The sequence below is a fragment of the Prevotella fusca JCM 17724 genome, assembly GCF_001262015.1.
Taxonomy (GTDB): Bacteria; Bacteroidota; Bacteroidia; order Bacteroidales; family Bacteroidaceae; genus Prevotella; species Prevotella fusca.
On record NZ_CP012075.1, the window covers coordinates 170863 to 190531 of the forward strand.

12 protein-coding genes and 2 pseudogenes are annotated in these 19669 nt (G+C 40.0%); 3 read left to right on the top strand and 11 right to left on the bottom strand.

The features are described from left to right. Positions 1 to 92: 92 nt before the first annotated feature. Positions 93 to 485 (top strand): annotated as a pseudogene (locus ADJ77_RS08030) (ThiF family adenylyltransferase); the annotation flags it as partial. A gap of 133 nt (positions 486 to 618) precedes the next feature. After that, a pseudogene (locus tag ADJ77_RS14540) lies at positions 619 to 1385 on the top strand (hypothetical protein). Positions 1386 to 1604: 219 nt separating this feature from the next. Here the strand turns inward: ADJ77_RS14540 and ADJ77_RS08045 are convergent. From ADJ77_RS08045 to ADJ77_RS08090, 10 genes are all read right to left on the bottom strand, one after another. Beyond that, positions 1605 to 3953 carry an AIPR family protein gene (locus tag ADJ77_RS08045; protein WP_025077434.1) on the bottom strand — a complete coding sequence of 783 codons (2349 nt, stop codon included), beginning with the start codon at positions 3951 to 3953 and terminating at the stop codon, positions 1605 to 1607. Between the two features lies 1 nt (position 3954). After that, positions 3955 to 4959, bottom strand: a complete 1005-nt coding sequence (locus ADJ77_RS08050; RefSeq protein WP_025077435.1) for a PD-(D/E)XK motif protein — start codon at positions 4957 to 4959, stop codon at positions 3955 to 3957. Continuing rightward, positions 4949 to 7729: a Z1 domain-containing protein gene (locus ADJ77_RS08055; protein ID WP_025077436.1), complete on the bottom strand. Its 2781-nt coding sequence runs from the start codon at positions 7727 to 7729 to the stop codon at positions 4949 to 4951. Before ADJ77_RS08055 ends, ADJ77_RS08050 begins: the two co-directional genes overlap by 11 nt. 2 nt (positions 7730 to 7731) lie before the next feature. Next, positions 7732 to 9204, bottom strand: a complete 1473-nt coding sequence (locus ADJ77_RS08060) for an ATP-binding protein (protein ID WP_025077437.1) — start codon at positions 9202 to 9204, stop codon at positions 7732 to 7734. Next, positions 9170 to 10480 (bottom strand): DNA cytosine methyltransferase, encoded by a 1311-nt coding sequence (locus ADJ77_RS08065; protein WP_025077438.1) that lies wholly within the window; start codon positions 10478 to 10480, stop codon positions 9170 to 9172. The genes ADJ77_RS08060 and ADJ77_RS08065 overlap by 35 nt, the downstream gene beginning before the upstream one ends. A 7-nt stretch (positions 10481 to 10487) precedes the next feature. Continuing rightward, positions 10488 to 10697 (bottom strand): helix-turn-helix transcriptional regulator, encoded by a 210-nt coding sequence (locus ADJ77_RS08070; protein ID WP_006045720.1) that lies wholly within the window; start codon positions 10695 to 10697, stop codon positions 10488 to 10490. 724 nt (positions 10698 to 11421) lie between these two features. Then, positions 11422 to 11847 (bottom strand): hypothetical protein, encoded by a 426-nt coding sequence (locus ADJ77_RS08075; RefSeq protein WP_025077439.1) that lies wholly within the window; start codon positions 11845 to 11847, stop codon positions 11422 to 11424. Next, positions 11844 to 13166 carry a site-specific integrase gene (locus ADJ77_RS08080; RefSeq protein ID WP_025077440.1) on the bottom strand — a complete coding sequence of 441 codons (1323 nt, stop codon included), beginning with the start codon at positions 13164 to 13166 and terminating at the stop codon, positions 11844 to 11846. Before ADJ77_RS08080 ends, ADJ77_RS08075 begins: the two co-directional genes overlap by 4 nt. Positions 13167 to 13196: 30 nt before the next feature. Further along, the gene (locus tag ADJ77_RS08085) at positions 13197 to 14426 is read right to left on the bottom strand and encodes a site-specific integrase (RefSeq protein ID WP_025077441.1); all 1230 of its coding nucleotides are present in this window, start codon (positions 14424 to 14426) and stop codon (positions 13197 to 13199) included. A gap of 564 nt (positions 14427 to 14990) precedes the next feature. Next, positions 14991 to 16241 (bottom strand): phosphoglycerate kinase, encoded by a 1251-nt coding sequence (locus tag ADJ77_RS08090; protein WP_050696262.1) that lies wholly within the window; start codon positions 16239 to 16241, stop codon positions 14991 to 14993. Between the two features lie 118 nt (positions 16242 to 16359). On the opposite strand from ADJ77_RS08090, the gene queC reads away from it, so the two are divergent. Further along, on the top strand, positions 16360 to 17016 hold the full coding sequence (gene queC, locus ADJ77_RS08095) for a 7-cyano-7-deazaguanine synthase QueC (RefSeq protein ID WP_025077442.1): 657 nt from the start codon (positions 16360 to 16362) through the stop codon (positions 17014 to 17016). Between the two features lie 100 nt (positions 17017 to 17116). Here queC and ADJ77_RS08100 read toward each other — a convergent pair whose 3' ends face one another. Next, complete coding sequence (locus ADJ77_RS08100; protein ID WP_025077443.1) at positions 17117 to 19489, bottom strand: bifunctional dihydroorotate dehydrogenase B NAD binding subunit/NADPH-dependent glutamate synthase; 2373 nt, start codon at positions 19487 to 19489, stop codon at positions 17117 to 17119. Positions 19490 to 19669 lie beyond the last annotated feature (180 nt).

A 19669-nucleotide genomic window follows, 5' to 3' on the forward strand; every position in this document is an offset into this window, starting at 1 on the left:
AAAAAGTATCTGTTTCATCTTCTTTTTACACTTTTGTGTAATGTATTTCTTGATATACACTTCTAATTTTGCAAAAAAATAAATTATCAGTTATGGAAGAAAGATATGATAGAAACAGACTCTATGTGAGTGAAAACGAACAAAGTATGATTAAGGATTATAAAATATTCCTTGGTGGTGTTGGTATCGGTAGTATCGTGGCAGAATGTGCTTTAAGATTAGGTTTTGAACATATCACCATTGTTTATGGTGATAAGGTAGAAAAGACTAACTTAAATAGACAAAACTACACGGAAAATGACATCGGTAGATATAAAGCTGAGTGCTTGGCAGAACGATTGTTAAGTATAAACCCTAATGCACATATAGCCGTACATACCGAGTTCTTAGCGTCAGATAATATCGAAGCATTGATTGCCAATCACAATGTTGCTATCAATGCTTTAGATTTTAAGGACGAAACTCCTTTTGTCTTTGATAAAATCCCTTATTTCCGCAGCGTTTTTGCTTGCAAGAAAAGCAAGTGCCTGATACATAAAAGTATTCAAACACTTGCGTATGTCAGAAAATTCACTTATCTTAGTGCTACTAAACATATAAAATAATCAACCAACTGACATGACAAAAGTAGCAATAAAATCTGACAAAATAACCTCTTTGGGTGGAATTTTTCACGTAATGGATGTTTTTTCCAAACTTGGACTCAATCAAATTATGGACTCCTCGCGTGGTCAGCGTGGCAGTACAGGTACGGCATTCCAATATAGTGATATTATTTCTTCGCTGTTTATAGCTATTTATGTGGTGCTGATTGCTTGGAAGATATTAACACGCTCGTTGCTCAGTTTTCATTATCCTCCAAATGTACACTTCCTGGGGCAGACATTGTTGGTCGTGGTTTAAAAGAACTTAAGGAAGCAAATGTGGTTTACACTTGTGATAAATCCAAGCACGCTTATAAGTACAATAAGGCTGAGAAATTAAACCAACTTCTTCTGACGATGGTTAAGCATCTTGGTTTGACACACGAAGGAAGCAGCGTTGATTTAGACTTTGACCACCAGTTTATTCCTGCGCACAAATACGATGCAACATATTCTTATAAAGGCGATTACGGTTACTTTCCTGGCTGGGCACACCTGCCTTTCTCCTTTCTTGAGCAGAACACCTTCTTTATGCTCGTTACAGCAATGTTGAAGAACTTCTACCTTTTTCTCATTGATAAATTGTCTCAACAAATAGAACCTCTAGAGAAAAGCAGCCGTTTGAAGAAGTTCATATTACACTTCATCAACGTACCTGCCAAATGGATTAAGACAGGAAGGAGATACGTCTTAAACCTATACACACCCAAAAAGTATTATATCAAGATTTTTAAAGAATAGCTTCAAACTCTTTGCTGAATTTTATCTTCCCCATTCCCTATGGGTAAGGGAACTTGTGTCCAATAACCAACCTATTTGTGGTAAGTTGAGCAAAAAATGACAAATCGACCTTTCTCGTAGGGTTAAATGAGACGCAAGCAAGTTTTGAAACAAACAAGGAAATTGTTTGCGGAAATAAGGTTATTTGTTAATGTTCGTTTATCATTAAGCATATAGTCCTTATTCTGTAAACCCTCTTTTTTTGAAAGTTATATAGTTCATATACATTCCTCTTTTCATTCTTTCATCCAATGGACGTTTCCCATTGGCTATCTCATCCATAACTTTCCATTGCCAATCTTTGAGGACACGACGTCTGCGATCCCACTCAACCATTTTTTGAACCAACTCAATTGTGATATTATCGTTATCAGTCGAGGAAGCATGACTTGCACTAGGTGCTTTATCGTCTTCGGAAGCAAGCTTATCTGCCTCAAACAACAATTCGATATTCTTCTCACAAACGATATTATAAATATTTATGGCTTTTCTTCTTTCTGAATCAGTAAACTTATGATTAAACTTCAACTTATGAGCCGTTTCTTGAGCAGCAGACTGATAATTGATAGACAAACAATCAGTTTCTTTTCCCCATTCAGCAATTTTTCTCCACAATGAATATGGAATAGATTCTATAATTTCCATATCATGAGCTACATCTTCATCGTTCTTATCAGGATTCAGCGAAAAACCTTTTCTGACTGGAGTTGAAGAATTTATGAGATCAGACTTTATATCATTCAAATCATAAGACCAAGTGTATGCCTTAACCTTCTCCCAGCATTCTTCTTTTTTTGACCACTCGATATAATGTGAAACAGGTGATTCATTGAGAATGAATTCATTTATCTGTTTCATTAGCTCATAAATGAAATCAGAAAGTGCGTTAGAAAGGCATTGGTTCTTCCAAATCTTGTAGAGGTTTAGCTTTCCCTTCGTTATGGTAGTTAATAAAGAAATAGCATAAGGAACAACTACTTGTTTCAACTCACCAATATTATTTCCAGATACTTTGGTACCATATCTTTTATCGGCAGTTCTGAATAATATCGTTTTGGCAATGGCATCTTCATAATAGATGCTATTGAGGTTTTTAATATTTTCAGGTAAGTTATTATTTATGAACTTACTGTAGTTCTTTTCGTTACCACGTACCACGATAAACGGACCGATTGAAATCTTTTTCCCATCATACACTTCTTCGTATGCGTTTATATATTTGGCAAGTTCTACCTTCGTAATAACCTGCTTCTTGGGATATTTCAAGTCAAAGGCAGTTTGGCGAGATTTGGTAAACCCCTCCTTTTGACGGAGATTTTTATATTGGCCTCTTGCTCTTTCAAAGAACCAATATGTCTGGATGTTTGAATCTTCTGTTATTGGTGTCATGATATATCGTGATAACTTCTCAAACGCAATAAGATGGGCATTATTGGCTGTAAAATCAGCGTCATTCACCTTGTTTTGTGTATTTGCATATCGAGAAATGCGTGATACAATATCGGCAAATTCTTCTGCTCTTTTGATCACCGAGATTTTAGCTTGAACAAAAATTCCAGAGATGTCAGCCTTATCCTTTTTCCATGTATGGTAGATAGATGCAGTTGTTTGACCGCCATTTACAATCTGTAAATTAGAAATCTTGACAATGTTTCTGCCTATAGAATCTAATTCGATGTGATCAGCAGTAGCCGCTAATCCATTATTGAAGGCCAAGAACATATGTGGCTCTTTTTTAATTGTATCTCTGATACCTTTGTTAATTTTTCCCGTAAATTGGAGGAAAGAACGGACATTTTGTTCCAATAATCTGGCACCAAACCTTTCATATAAATTGGCCAAACATATTCCAGGTATAATAGCTACATATGCTTGATAGTCTGGGTTTTCAGAAGCTGCTGATAAACATGGGACAGTATAGCCTTCCTCCATAAAATTAATCTCAATAGGCACGCGTGACTCTATTGTAACTTGGTAAAGATAGCGAAGGTCAATCACTCGGACGAATACTTTATATCCACAGATTTCTATATTAGCAGGAATTTCCCCTTTATATTCTCCATTAGTTAGGATAAAGGCATTAACTCTTACCAAATTCTCTTTTAATTCTTCATATGAAGATAGAGTATTTGCGAACTCGAATATTTCAGATGATTCTGCAACTTCATTTGCATAATCACCATATACAGCCTTTCTGAAGAAATTAATAATTCTGGTAGCAGCTCTATCAATTTCAGCTTTAGGAGTTGAAGATATGCTTTCTTCACACCCAAAAATAGAAATAAATAAGTCAACAGTTTCATAATTATCAGCTATTGCATAGCCATTAATTTTATGTTGCTTTTTTGTTCCTAAGTCTTTTTCATCAAAAGCTACTGTTGCATTTTCAGTTTCTCCAGCTTCTGATAATACATCAAGAACATATCTAGTAAATGTTTGTTCTTGATTATCGCCATCTTCATTAGATAGTTGGCGGGTTGCAATCTCTTGAATGAGAGATAGATAATATTTATTTATGTCATTATTCATGTCACTTTATGGTATTAAATAAAACACTTTCAGGAACTAAATATTCATCGCACATGCCGATAGAAATAGCATAAACGACATTACTAACTCCGTTTCTAAGCTCATTCTCCATGATTCTTGGAAAATCGGCTAATACTTTATAGTACTTTTCGCTCCTTTTTTTATAAAAACGCTCAGCATATAAGGATTCATGACAAGATATGTACTTCGCTTCAATGAGCTTTTCTTCGAAGATACATAGTGCAGGTACATTGCCACTGAGAAGGACCTTTATTTCTGACACAATCATAGGCAAACTTTCTCCATTAGTTTTGGATACTTCTAAAACTAAATGATAAACAAATAAATGAGCGACAAGTGAATTATCAAGTTGTCGTTCTCCGTTTATAATTATGAATTGAGCATTATTGGTAGATGTTGTTTTTACTTCAACTGCCCAATTATCGCCTTGAAAGTCCTTATTTGTTTTCTCAACTCCAGTCCACAATTGTAAAGTAGAAACATAGGTATCATTTGAACTTCGATTTAACAATTTTCTAAGGAAAACCAATTCTCCGTATAAACCTTGCTGTTCTTCTTTTGATAATCCTTCGAATTTAAGTTTTCCGAACAAATCCTTCCATCTATGTAATTGATTTACAACCTCTTGAGCCATTTCTTTTGTAGAAGATAGTGGTTTTAGAGTAGTTATCAAATCTTCACACAATGCGGCGAAAACTCTTTGGTTTACATTTCTCATCAGTTGAACATGGAGCATCTTTTGTCCTAGCATTGAAGCATCCAAAAGCTGCCTAATTCTTAATTCGCTCAAATTGCTTAAAGACGAAATATCAATCTTGAATTCTTTCGAGAAAGAGACCGCTATCCCAACTATATCATCGGGATAGCTATATGTGGCATATACTTGTATTGGTAATGATGTGTCATACAATTTCTTCACAACCCCTATAGTTGCAAGGCTTTTTAATGAGCTCCACAACTCTATAATATGATATTTATTCTCCATACTCATTGTCGTTTTCATTATCGAAATTGTCTTCAATATCAGCATATTCTCCTACCATATTCACTTTATAATTTACAGCTATAGATGTATCTGTTGCAGGAAACGAAATAGCGAACCCTACAAAAGGATCATCACCTACTGTAAACACGGTTGAACCTTCAACGGGCACGTTATTCTTCATAACGTTGGCACCAATAGGATTTAATGGATATATAATTAGAAGTGGTTGAGCTTTGGGTCTGAAATTACTACGTACAACTAATGGCTTGGGATATGCCTTTGCCCAAGTTTTACCACTATTAATAGCCTCTTGCTTTGTTGCTTCAAGAGCTTCATTTAGCACATTCTTATCTAAATCCACAAATTCATCGGCTTGATTACCTACTATATGATTCTTTCGAATAAAGTAAGTTTTGTAATCGGTATCAATAGCTCTATTACGATAGAAACAATTAACTTTATATTTGTTACAGAAACAATATTCCTTATTCGGTCCACTACCAGCCGTTTTGTTCATTAGAACTACGCTCCAATTCGTTAATTCGCCATATCCTTGTAACTCATTAATATACTTAACTATCAACTCAAGATTTACCTTTTTGAGAGATTCTGCAACAGTAAATTCATTGAAATAATCAGAGATTTGGTTTGCTGGAACGTTCTTCCAAAGATAGTCTCCGTCTTTGATTAGCGGCTCACCTAAACCAGATAGAAGCTCTTTGGTTGCAACAAGGTTTCTATTCTTTAATCCCTTGTCAATTGGCAATTGATACGTTTCAATGAGGCGAGAAGCCCATGATACTTGAATTTCTTTGGTATTTCTCATTTTATTAAGAGCTGTAATCTGCAGGCATCCTGGATGCGTACGCACCTTAAGGGCATACTTATCAGGAGTACTTCTCGATTCTGCAAGGTAGTTGAACTCATCACGCAACTCAGCACTAGCAACAGCTATGTGTCGATACCATTCACTAAGTTCCGCACTTGTAAATAATCGGCATAAATCAACATATCCAGGACGATAACCAAACCATCTGCCCATCTGCATTAATGTGTCATACATTTTAGATGCACGTAGGAAATAGCTTATTGAAAGACCTTCCAAAGTTAGACCTCGAGATAGTTTGTCTCCGCCTATAGCAATTACAGAAACCCCATTTTTAGAATTCAGTTGATAATCAACAATATCACCTGAAGATCCGTTAATGGATTTCACTTCAATTTTCTGAACAACTTTGAAAAGCAAAGGCTTAATATCTTCCCACTGGTGGACTTGCAAGCAATGATCAATATTGGAAAGCGACGAATTTTTAATATTATTGGTTGTTTCAGTATAGTCATTCTCTAGCAAATCTTGAAATTCACTGAGCACAGATGAATCGTTTGCTTCTATCTCTTGCTTATAATAAGAAAACTGCTGAGCGACCAATTCTTTAATCTCATTTTGCCATAGCTGATAGCGAGAAACGTGGATAAGCATAGAGTTATGCTTGTTTTCTTGGCCTCTTGCTATACGTATAGCGCATGTCAATATAAAGCTCTTAATAGCCGTCTTTAATGACTCTGGTATATCTGCAAATGTTGGCTTGGGATCATTCTTTTTGTGCCCCTCTGGTATGAAAGTCAGATAATCGCTAATAGGAACCACAATTGGCAACAAGTCTTCTTCATCCTCAACGTCCATACTTGTCCCAAATACTTTTTCAGGACCAATATAATTAGTTGGTGCAGGTAGATTGATAATGAAATCACGTGGAAATAGATCTGATTCGTCTTGTGCTATAAATATATTAGCAAAAGGGGTGGCTGTATATCCAACATAGGCAGACCTATTGAATTGTCCAATCAGCGTTCTAATAGCTTTATTAATTGCTGTTGGGTCTAAATTCTTATCTTTCTTTGTATTGATTGAAGCATTATCAGCTTCATCATCAACTAGTAGCAACGATTTATTGGCAATCTTGTGACCCCCAGCTTGAGCTTTTAGCCAAGTGTTCAAGCGCTTTAATACTGATGCGTTCTTTTTTACAACCAAAATTATAGGTTGCGGTGCATTGAAGTTGAAGCCAGCTGTATTTGCTGCCCTACTATTGAAATCGCCAGAATCCAAACTTGTGGTATAGGAATTAGCTATAGCGGAATCAAAACCAGGAATCAGTCCCACACCGATTTTGGTAGTATTATTGATATTATATGCTCGTTCGTATTGGGTATCAAATCCTAAAAAGCCCTCATCTATTCTACTTTGAGTTTGGCTTCTCAGATTATTCAATATGCCAGCTAGTACAACGATAAAATTGAAGCCAGCATCAGCAGCTTTGCAAATTAAGCCTGTGTAATTAGCTGTTTTACCAGATTGAACTTGACCTACAACTAACCCTTTTTTATCAATTGTGATATTGGTCAGCTGTGGATTAAACAAATTATCTAAAATGCGGTCACTCATATCGTCTAATTTTTGAATGACAAGTGGAGCAAAGCCTTTTTGTTCAGACAGATATTGTTTATATCTCACCCAAAAGTTCCAAGTAGATTTGCGTTCAGCTTTGAAATCTCTAAGCCAAGGTTGTCTTCTTTCATTTCCTTCTAGAATTTGAAAATCCTGAATTCTTACTCCATACAAGGATAGTAATTCGTTTTTTACTTGCGCAATATCCATATTGGGAAAGATTAGTGATACCCTTGCTATAGTATCATTAATCTGATCGTCTGTTACAACAGCATTTGGTCCGATTAGGACTCGGCACATATTAATAATTTGATTCTGCATAGCTATAAATTTTCGATTAAATCCTCAAAGATATTAAATGGTTCTACTGTTTTTAGATATGCTTTGGCTTGTTCAGATGTCTTTCCCATTTTAATTTGGTTATCATACATCATCCGCATCATATCTGTTATGATTGAAGGATTGATACCTGTAAAAGGTTCAAGTTGAGACTCTTCACCTTTTGCTTCATTGATATAAATAGTCTTAGTTGGTAACGTTTCCTCAATAAAACTAAGGAGAGTGTTAATAGCCTTCTCTGGGTTATCATGAGCCATACTTTTAATTTGCTGAATCATATCATGTTCACGATTAACCACAAAAGACCATTTGTTATCTTTTTTCTTCTCGCACCATAGAGGTTGGAAAGATGTACCAGCTTTCTGCTTCAGAATCTTTCCTCTATGTCGATATACTTCACAGCCAATTGATCTTACAGCTTTAGCGTAAGATTCAAGTTGACTTCTATTTTGCATTGGAGGATAGGCTCTTGATTTTTTAATATCAATCTGCCATTCAGTGTCCAATGTATTAGGTAAATCTATCTTAATTCGCACTAATTTATAGTGTTCTTCCTTTCTAAATAGCCCAAGCCAATCACCTGCTAAAAGTAATCTTTTTCCTCTATACACATAGAATCCCTGCTGAGCTGCCCATCCATTTATACCTTCGGCTTTAGTATAGGCTACTTCGCTAGAGAAAGCACTTTTATGAGGCAAAACATACCCCTTGACAGATATTCCACCAATAATATTCTCGGTGGGTCTTATCTGCGTCTTTGGTTCATCTTCACAGAATGGATTCCAAGGTTCTATCTCATGTTCACACCAGAAAATCTTCACAACTTTTTCTTCAATAAAACGGTGAAAAGTCATTGAAATGTGTCGTTTCACCTTATCTAATTGTGAAGAAAATTTAGCCTTTGAGTTAATATCAATCTCACTTGTTTCTGGGTTAATGATTCGGTCTAAACCTGACCATACAACCAAAGTGCCATGAGAAACATCATCAAGAGCATTTATATATTCATCAGGAATCCATTGAAGAAGTTCCCATTGGTTTGTTTTTGCAACATAGTCTAAGTCCCAAGTCCAATAAACGGGCTTGTAATCAGCCTTTTTGCTATATACGGTAAGTCTTCTACATTGAGAGAATGAGGCGGTTTTTAGTCCCAAACCAAATCGTCCTAAATCACTTTTTGAACGTTCTTCCAAAGGATTTTGAGAACCCGGTCTCATAGCTTCAATCAGTTCTTGGTGGTTCATTCCAATACCGTCATCTTTAATAGTTATAATGGATTGGCCACCTTTCCAGATTCTTGAAATCCAGATATTATTCGCTCCAGCTGATATAGAGTTATCTAATATATCAGCCATTGCTGTTTCCAAACTATAGCCCATAGCTCGAAAAGTCTCAACCATAGACGCAGCAGCAGGTGTAGCATTAGCGGTTTTGAGTTCTTCGTAATTCATCTTCATGAGCTAATATTTTTTTTATCTCTAAAGCAATCTTCTCTGCAAGTACTACAGGGACAGCGTTACCAATTTGTTTAAATGCGGCAGAGCGACTTCCTTCAAAGAAGTAGTCATCTGGGAATGATTGTATTCTTGCAGCTTCACGTATTGTAATAGAGCGTACATTATCCGTAGTTGGATTAGGAGTTGGATATATGTAATAATGTCCATCCATAGCGATATGCGCTACAACGGTGTGACATACCCCGTTAGGATCTACCACACAAAACCTATTTAAGAATGTCTGCGTATTTTTATGTTTTTGCAGTGAAGGGTCAAGCTTATCATACCGTAAACGTTTCCCTTCATTCCATTGTTCAACCGCTTGCTTATAGATTTCTCTATCTGTAGGATTGTTAGGACGTGCAATGTGCTGAGTGGTAAAGCTCAAGACTCCTCTAATTCCTGATTTTTTAAGGTATTCCATATCATTTAAAGGCTTTGTGTAATGAACAATTCCACAAAGTGTACCTTCACCAGCTTTGATTATAGGCAAATCACAAAACAAATCCCTCATTATTTTGTATGGCATTTGCTCTTCAAGAAGGTACGGATAGTGATACGAGGTATCTTCTTGTGTGTCTCTTTTATTTTGCCAACCAACAATAATGACCCTATGACGTTTTTGTAAAACGCCATGCTGTGATGCTATCTGTTCACGAAATTCTATATTGTAATCCAACTCACGCACCAATCGAATAAGATCCCTAAATGGCTCTCCACCTTTAGCAGTAAGAATTCCCAAAACATTTTCAAATACAAACATTTTGGGCTTATAATGCTTAAGGAAATCTACATAGAATTTATATAAGTCATTACGAGGGTCTTCTTCTATTTTCTTTCCTAATCTGGCACGGCCAGCGACAGAATATGCTTGGCACGGTGGACCTCCAATTATCATATCAACGGGCTTCCCATTACAAAGTTTGTCAACTCTTTCAAAAAGGCTTGGCAATGTTTCTTTCCCTATAGCTTCTTGAATTACAGAGTCAATCACAGATTTAGGAACTTTATTCCAAAGCCAACTTCCATCTGTCTTTTCCTTCTTATTTTTGAGGTATTCTTCGTATATTTCAAGTTTTCCGTTCTCCTTTAAATAATGAAATGCTGCACGAGTTTTCAATGAATCACAAGCATAGTGATCCATCTCAATATGTGCTATGGGTTCATAACCAGCTCTGATAAAACCTTCTGATAGCCCACCAGCACCTGCAAACAAATCTATAAATCTGTACTTCATACGTTAATCATTTTGTTTTATTAAGCAGTTCTGATACATCAACATCTAAGAGATTAGCGATCTCTATCAATTGGTGGACAGAAGGTTGTGAGCGGTTAGTACACCATCTGGAAACCGTCATGTCTGATTTTCCTAATTGATCAGCAAGCCATTTGCTTGTCTTGTGATTATCTGCCAATGCGGCTTTTAATCTATTGGGTATTTGTTTAACGCTCATATTCTCTTCTGAATTCCTTCTATTAAAACGGCAAAAATACTCATTTATTGTTTATTTTCCTACAGATTTTTAATATTTAACCCTAATCAGCTTGCTTTTTTAAGCTCATAATGAACTTATACTCGTTGATTATGGCTGCAAAGTTCCTAATGAAATAGGCTTTAGATAGAATATTAAAATACCATTTTCTGGTAGTATAATACCATTTTACGTATTGATAATCAACGGTATAAAATATAAAGTAAGGTCCATCAGTGCAAGGTGCAAGACCTGTCTATATATATAGGCTTGCACCTTGCACTGAAAATTGTAGCCAAAGAATCTATAAAACATTTTCTATCAAATATTTGGAGCATGTTCATTTTTTAGTACTTTTGAACTCAAGAAACACAAGAGCGTGTTTCGAGCAGCAGTATCCACGTGTACTCTCAAAATACTCTGTTATGGCTACAATTTGGCTACACAGAAAAGAAGAAAGTTTATAAAGAACTATGATACAAGGAGATGCAAGGAATATTCATTTCCCTCTCTAACTTCATCTCACGACAAACAAAACGTATTCATTCCGTTCATATGTTGGTAGTACTAGTTGTACGTAGTCGTGTCGTAGTAATACGCACAAGTAACCATCAGCTACAACGTATTCCTTTCTTTTTCACCGTATTATCTTGTGTTGTAGTGATGTAGTAAGACAACAATGAAAGAAAAAGGATTGATACATTATTCAGTTATTGACATCCTTGCCATATATGATGATTGGGGTAAGTGCATTCCTTGGACGCATCAACTCACTGCACACATGCTTTCTGAACAGGTGGGCTTCTACGCTGTCAAGCAAGAAGGAAAGGGCGATAATTGTAGGTAATGGGTAGAGCAGTGCGTAGCTCCTTACCTCCTTATCCGTGACTATTTTCCTTTCGTCTGCGCCCCTTTCTTCTGGATGCAGGACGGATTCTTCGGTTATCGTCCGAAGTCTGCCATTGACTTTTCTCCATGTAACTCCGAAGAACCTTGCAAGCTCGCCCTCGGTCATGGCTACTTCGCCTTTTCCCCTGCGGATAACCTGCATACCATTTCCCCACTCGAAGTAGCTGCGCTCCGTGTCCAGACGGATTGCAGCCTTGGTCTTTATTCCATCTTCCGTATTCATGCCGTTTCCTCCATGCTTTTGTTTCTGCCTGTGTTGGCAATAGCCATTGTCCCTATGGTAATAGTTTCCTTTACCGTTACCTTATCATCCTCTTTGTTCTTTTCCTGATGTTTGGCGATGAGTCTGTCCATATCCTCCGAAATCTTGCAGTCCGTTACCTGCGCATAAATCTGCGTACTGGATATAGAAGCGTGTCCCATCATCTTTGCAATGCTCTCAATGGGAATACCTGCACTTAGGCACATCGTGCCGAAGGTATGCCTTCCCATGTGGTAGGACAGACGTTGCTTGATACCACAAGCCTTGCCTACGATGCTTAGCTTTGCTGCTAACACACTTCTACTGCAACAAGACAGAAAGATAAGACGATTATTCATATTCGTGTTATTGCTTTCTTCTTTCACCGCTTGTAGCTGCCTTTGTTGCTCGATAATCGCCTTGGCTATGGGGTGTAACGGCACAACAAATTCCACCTTAGTCTTCTGACGCTCCTTTCTTATATACATCTTCCCGTCCGCTGCGCTCTTGATATGCCCAAACGTCAAGTGTTCCATATCCGTAATGGCTAAACCTGTGAAGCAGGAGAAGATGAACATCCGCCTTGCAAGTTCGGCATCGCTATCACACATCTTTATTGCCATCAGGTTTGCTACATCACTCTTACTAAGAAAGCGGATAGCCTTTTCCACCTTTTCATATTCCGCATGTTCAAATGGGTTATAACGAATGATGCGCCGGCTTACTGCACGGAACATCAAACGACTCAGCCAACAAAGATAATTGTTGATAGAAGACCCTTTCAACCCTTTCTTTTTAAGAAAGAATCGGTATTCCTCAAACAGTTCCTCCGTTACGCTTTGGATTTCTATATCCTTACCTCCTAAGTCCTTTATAAACTCGCATAACATCCTATTTGCATAGCAAAGGTTAGTGTATGTACCTTCTGCCTTAGACTTGCCCACACCTTCCTTTACCGATTGTAGTTCTGCATTACTAAGCTCCAACAAAGTTGTAGGAGAAGTTGCTATGCCTTGCAATCTGTTTTTAAGCAGTTCAGCGCTTACTACTCTGTCTTTTAGGAGCAGTTCCCGATAAGTCTTCTCTACCAGTTGTCTGAATGATTGCAGTCGAAGATTGATTTTCTTATCCGTAGTTGTCCCCTGCTTTGAGTTCCACTCCGCAGGCTTACATTCTTCGTTTATGGTAATGACAGAGTTCTTGCCATCTATCGTGATACGGCAGAGTATGGACGTCAGACCATTTGCCTTGGTCTTTTGTCTGTTGATATAAAACAGTGTCTTAAATGTACTTCTCATCATGATTTTAGTTTTAATGCTTCTATTCTATGGCTAAATACTCATCTGCATATCCTCCGTGAAAGAAAGGAAACGCTCAAATTCCACAAATAGTTTTTGTGGCGTAACCTTTGCATATCGCTCGGTCATACTCACATTGCTATGCCCCAACATCTTGCTTACCGTTTCTATCGGTACGCCTTGTTCAAGGGTAATGAGTGTGGCAAAGGTATGCCTTGCCGTATGTGTGGCAAAAGGAAAGGCTATGCTAGCTCTTAAGCGCAATGCTTTAAGATACGATTGATAGGTGGCATATTTCATCTGTGGCAATAGGCTTTCTCTTTCATCGCTTCGATACTTCTCTATTATCCTGATGGCTTCGGGCAACAACTTGATACGGCAAAGTACGCCTGTCTTCTGCCTATTGAACTTCAGCCAAAGACTTCCCTCATCATCACGGACAAGATGTGTCTTTCTTAATCCCATCAAATCACAATAGGCTGCACCCGTATGGCAGGCAAAGACAAACAAGTCCCTTGCTGTTTCCATTTCCTCCTCCAACTCTCCAAACTGTATGTTCATTAGTTTGTCAAGCGAACACCTGTCAAGAGCTTTGGGTAGCTTCTTATCTCCTCTTGCTATTTTTGCATTAGCAAACAACAAGGTGTCAGCCAATCCCTCACGGTATGCCAACCTACATACGGTCTTTATTTGGGAAGCTGCACCATAGAAACTGCTCTCTTGAAAACCTAATGTCCCCAAGAAAAAATCCCTAAAATCAAAAATAAAGTTTTCAGATAGTTGTGAGAAAGCTAAATCCTCTACCTTATATTTCTCTTCGATGAATGTGCGAAGATTGCTTCGTGTAGAGTGATAATTAGATAGCGTATCTTTCTTAATATCTATTCCAACGTGTTCTTCTTTCTCCCTGATAAGCCTATCAAGGCGTTCTATAAGCATACACCGAGATTGTACGCTCCCTTGAAACTGCTCCTTGATGTCCGTGGCAGTAAATGCCTGTCCTTTGGACAGCAATGTTTGATAAGCGGACTGAATGGAAAGTACTAAACTATCCAGCTTTCCGTTCACTTCCACCGCCTCACGGCTCTTGCCCCTCATTCTACTCTCACGAGGACTCCACAAATCTATATCGCAAGATAGCTTGCAACTAAACTGTGCTATACTCCTTCCAAGTGTGATACGTCCCATAATGGGAGCTTTACCCTGCTTATCCTTTCCGCTCTTTTTGAGGTAGAGCAACACCTTCATCTTTTCTGTTTTCATACGCTTTAATTTTTATGGACAAATTTACCCGAATTAAAGCGTTCCTCACTTATGCAGAAAACTGCCGACCAAAGCAACAAACACACGAGAGAAACAATTTCAGTTACCTACATCTGCATTTAGTTACCTACTTCAAATCTTGGTAATGATTTAGTAACTGAACTTTTGCCTATATCTGCATATTTCTACCCTTTACAAATAGAGCAGTTTTATGCAAATTGCCTCGTTTCCACCTCATTACCAATTAGTTTGCATATCTTTCGATATTTCTTCATTTTCCTTGATTAGTTACATGCCAAAAGGGCATCTGTTGGAGGTCAATTAGGCGTCTTTTAGAAGCCAAAAGAGCATGTTTTAAAATTTACGATGTGAATTTTTATTACAAATATGCTTTTGTTTGATGCTGTATCGAATCTTTTGTTTTTTGATTAGTCATTCACTGTTTTTTGAATGGTGTTGTATTTGCTTTGGATTTAAGGTTTGTGTATTCTTTGAGCTGTTATATAAAAAAGCCGTTGCTTCCTCACGAAGCAACGGCTTTTATATGTTTGAGAGATAAATCTCTTACTTCTGGATTGCAGCTACACCTGGGAGTACCTTACCCTCGATAGCCTCGAGCATAGCACCACCACCGGTAGATACGTATGAAACCTTGTCAGCAAGACCGAACTTGTTAACAGCTGCGACAGAGTCGCCACCACCGACGAGTGAGTAAGCACCGTTCTCCTGAGTTGCCTGTGCAACAGTCTTGGCAATCTCGCCAGTACCCTTGGCAAAGTTCTCCAGCTCAAATACGCCAACAGGACCGTTCCAGAGGATAGTCTTAGACTCGAGAATAATCTTCTTCCATGCCTCGATGCTCTCCTCTGATGCGTCCATACCTTCCCACTCATCAGGAATCTGGTCGATCGGGAATACCTGACGCTCTGTGTCGTTAGAGAACTCCTTGCCGCAGACTGTAGCAACAGAGAGTGAAAGGTTTACGCCCTTCTCCTTAGCTGCAGCCATTACGTTCAATGCCTCAGGCATCAAGTCGTCCTCGTGGAGTGACTTGCCTATCTTACCACCCTGTGCCTTGATGAAGGTGTAACCCATACCGCCACCGATGATGAGGTTGTCAACCTTATCGAGAAGGTTCTTGATAACACCGAGCTTAGAGCTGACCTTTGAACCACCGATGATAGCGGTGAAAGGATGCTGAGCGTTCTTTAATACGTTATCAATAGCTGTAACCTCTTTTTCCATGAGGAAGCCCAGCATCTTGTGGTCAGCATCAAAGTAGTCAGCGATAACAGCTGTTGATGCGTGCTTACGGTGAGCAGTACCGAAAGCGTCATTTACATATACGTCAGCGTATGAAGCGAGCTTCTTTGCGAAGTCCTTCTGGCGGTCCTTCATCTCAGCCTTTGCAGCGTCGAACTCAGGAGTACCCTTTTCTACGCCTACGGGCTTGCCCTCCTCCTCTGGATAGTAACGGAGGTTCTCGAGCAAGAGAGCCTCGCCTGTCTTCAATGCAGCAGCCTCAGCCTCAGCGTTACCAGCGTCCTTAGCGAACTTAACCTCAACACCGAGAGCATTGCTTACGTTCTTGACAATCTGGCTCAATGAAAGCTCTGGCTTAACCTTGCCCTTTGGTTTACCCATGTGGCTCATCATGATGAGAGCACCACCGTCAGCCAGTACCTTCTTCAGTGTTGGCAGAGCACCACGGATACGTGTTTCGTCAGTTACATGACCATTCTCATCCAAAGGCACATTGAAGTCTACGCGGACGATAGCCTTATGTCCTGCGAAGTTAAAATCGTTAATTTTCATTTGTTTGTTTGTTATTTGTAACGTTATAATGTTCCTATCCGCAAAAATACTAATTTTTGATGGATTGGTGAAATCAAACACTATCTTTTTTGTAAATTTGCAGAAAAATAAGAAAGTAATGAAAGATTCGGTTATTATTGTCAGTGGTGGACTGGATTCCATCACGCTGCTTTATGATAAAGCGGAGTCAATCGCCTTGGCAATCTCTTTTGACTATGGGCAGAATCATGGGGCTAAGGAATTGCCCTTTGCTGCATATCATTGTGAGAAGCTGGGTATTCCTCATATTACGATTCCACTTTCTTTTATGCACCAGTATTTCAAGAGTTCTCTGCTTGATGGTGCTGAGGCTATCCCGGAGGGGCATTATGAGGAGGAGAATATGAAGTCTACGGTTGTTCCCTTTCGTAATGGTATTATGCTGTCGATTGCGACAGGTATTGCCGAGAGTCATGAGCTGAAGCGGGTGTATATAGCTAATCATGGTGGTGACCACACGATTTATCCTGACTGTCGCCCGGAGTTCATCCATGCGATGAATGGTGCTACGGAAGCTGGAACGTTTGTTAATGTGCGTGTTGAAGCACCTTATACGGAGGTGACCAAGGCTGAGATTGTTGCTCGTGGTGCTGCGTTGGGAATTGATTATTCCAGGACATGGAGCTGTTATAAGGGCTCTGATGTACATTGTGGTAAGTGTGGTACCTGTATGGAGCGGAGAGAGGCCTTTGAGAATGCCGGTGTGGATGATCCGACAACCTATTGCAAGGATTGAAAATATCTTCTTGTTATAGTTTCTCACTTGATTGTCTAAAACAAAACAGTCGGATTGAAACTTTCAATCCGACTGTTCCGTTAATTATGAATGATAGGCTTTAAGCCAGCAATTGTTCTGCCATATTTGCAGCAGCTCTTCTTCCGTCTCCCATAGCAAGGATGACCGTTGCTCCGCCACGTACAATATCACCACCAGCAAAGATTTCCGGCTGTGAACTCTGCATCTGTTCGTTGACAACGATAGTGTCTTTGCGACCTAATTCCAGTCCCTTTACAGACTTTGGTACCAATGGGTTAGGCGATACACCCACGGCAACGATAACTTGGTCGCAATCAACAGTGATAGTCTCACCTGTTAGCTCTGGACGGCGGCGTCCACTTGCATCAGGCTCTCCAAGTTTCATCACGTCTAAGACTGCAGCACATACGCGTCCCTTCTCATCTGCCTTATACTCCTGTGGGTTATGTAGTGTGAGGAAGTTAATTCCTTCTTCCTTGGCGTGCTTCACCTCTTCAAGACGTGCTGGCATCTCAGCTTCAGAACGACGGTAGACAAGCGTCACGTCAGCACCTAATCGTTTTGCCGTACGGCAGGAATCCATAGCCGTGTTACCACCGCCGATAACCAAGACTTTCTTGCCCATGATGATAGGTGTGTCGGTCTCCGGGTTAGCCGCATCCATGAGATTTACACGCGTCAGATACTCATTACTTGAAAGGATGTTGATGGCGTTTTCGCCAGGAATACCCATGAAGTTTGGCAGTCCGGCACCTGAACCAACGAAGATTCCCTTGAAGCCTTTTTCTTTAAGGTCTTCTATGCTGATGGTCTTACCCACGATGGTATCGGTCTGGAAGTGTACACCGATACGGCGGAGATTATCTATCTCGACATCCACAATCTTGTTCGGAAGACGGAACTCTGGGATGCCATATTTCAATACACCGCCAATTTCGTGCAGTGCCTCGAAGACATAAACCTCAAATCCACGCTTTGCCATGTCGCCTGCAAAGCTCAGTCCGGCAGGACCGGAGCCGATGACGGCAACCTTGATGCCATTAGATGGTGCTACGTCTGGCAGTGCCATGTGTCCGCTCTCACGCTCGTAATCGGCAGCGAAACGCTCAAGATAACCGATTGCTACGGCTGGTGAGTTCATCTTCAGATGGACGCAGCGGCTCTCGCACTGCTTCTCTTGTGGGCAGACACGACCACATACGGCTGGCAAAGCTGATGTTTCCTTGAGTATCTTGGCTGCTTCGAGGAAGTTGCCACGCTCAATATTCTTGATGAAATCAGGAATCTGAATGTTTACAGGACATCCTTCAACACAAGAAGGCTTCGGGCAGTCAAGGCAGCGTTTTGCTTCTTGCATAGCCATCTCAGGGGTCAGTCCGATATTTACTTCCTCCAGTCGGGTCTTCGCGCGATACTCTGGGTCAAGCTCCGGCATCTTCACCCGTTCAATAGCTATGCGCTCCTTCGGCTTGAGTGCCTTGCGCAATACGGTACGCCAATCGTCTCCTTGCATCTCTTCTGATAGGTGCCCAGTCGTATTTCCTTCTTGGCGGCTTGTTGCATCCTTTTCTGCATTACAACCAGCTCCTGCCTTTCCTTGACCCTCTTTTTCCTGCTTGTTTTCCGCCTGGCACTCCCCTCCTTCGGAGGGGTTGGGGGAGGTTTCAATCTCCTTGAACGTTCCCATTCGCTTGAACATCTCGTCCCAGTCAACGAGGTCACCGTTAAATTCTGGTCCGTCAATGCAGACGAAGCGAGTCTTTCCACCAATAGTCAGACGACAGGCACCACACATTCCTGTTCCGTCCACCATGATTGTGTTGAGTGAAACATCATTTGGAATACCGTACTTCTTTGCCAGAAGTGACGTGAACTTCATCATGATGGGAGGTCCGATGGCCAGTACTTTGTCCACATGCTCGCGCTGTATTACCTTCTCTACTCCTACGGTGATGACACCTTTCTCGCCGTATGAGCCGTCGTCGGTCATGATGATGACCTCATCGGAGTATTTCTTCACATCATCCACCATGATTACCAATTCCTTGGTGCGTCCGGCAAGAACGGATATAACCCTGTTGCCGGCTTGTTTCAGTGCTGTAAGGATGGGAAGGATGGCAGCAATACCGATGCCGCCACCAGCACATACAATCGTACCATAGTTCTCAATGTGTGATGGTGTGCCAAGTGGTCCGACGATGTCAGCCAGTTCATCACCAACATTCAGTTGGCAAAGTTTTGTGGATGAACGCCCCACTTCCTGAATAACCATGGTGAGTGTCCCCTTCATGGGGTCCGACTTAGCGATGGTGTAGGGTACACGTTCACTTTTTTTGTCAACACGCACGATGATGAAGTTGCCTGGACGGCAGCTCCGTGCAATGAGCGGTGCTTCCACTTCTAAGCAGAAGACCTTCTCAGAAAACTGTTGTTTGTGGATAATCTTGTTCATGGGTTGGTAATAGATAGATGATTTTCTCGCCCCCTTCTCTCTCTAAACTGAACGTTGACTGACCGTTAAGAAGTGTAGGAGAGGGAAGTATAATGTTTATAGGGTGAGGGTTTTATAGTTATTATTAGTTGTTCGCGATAGTCATGAAGCTGTGCCAAACTGCAAGGATGTATGGTTTGT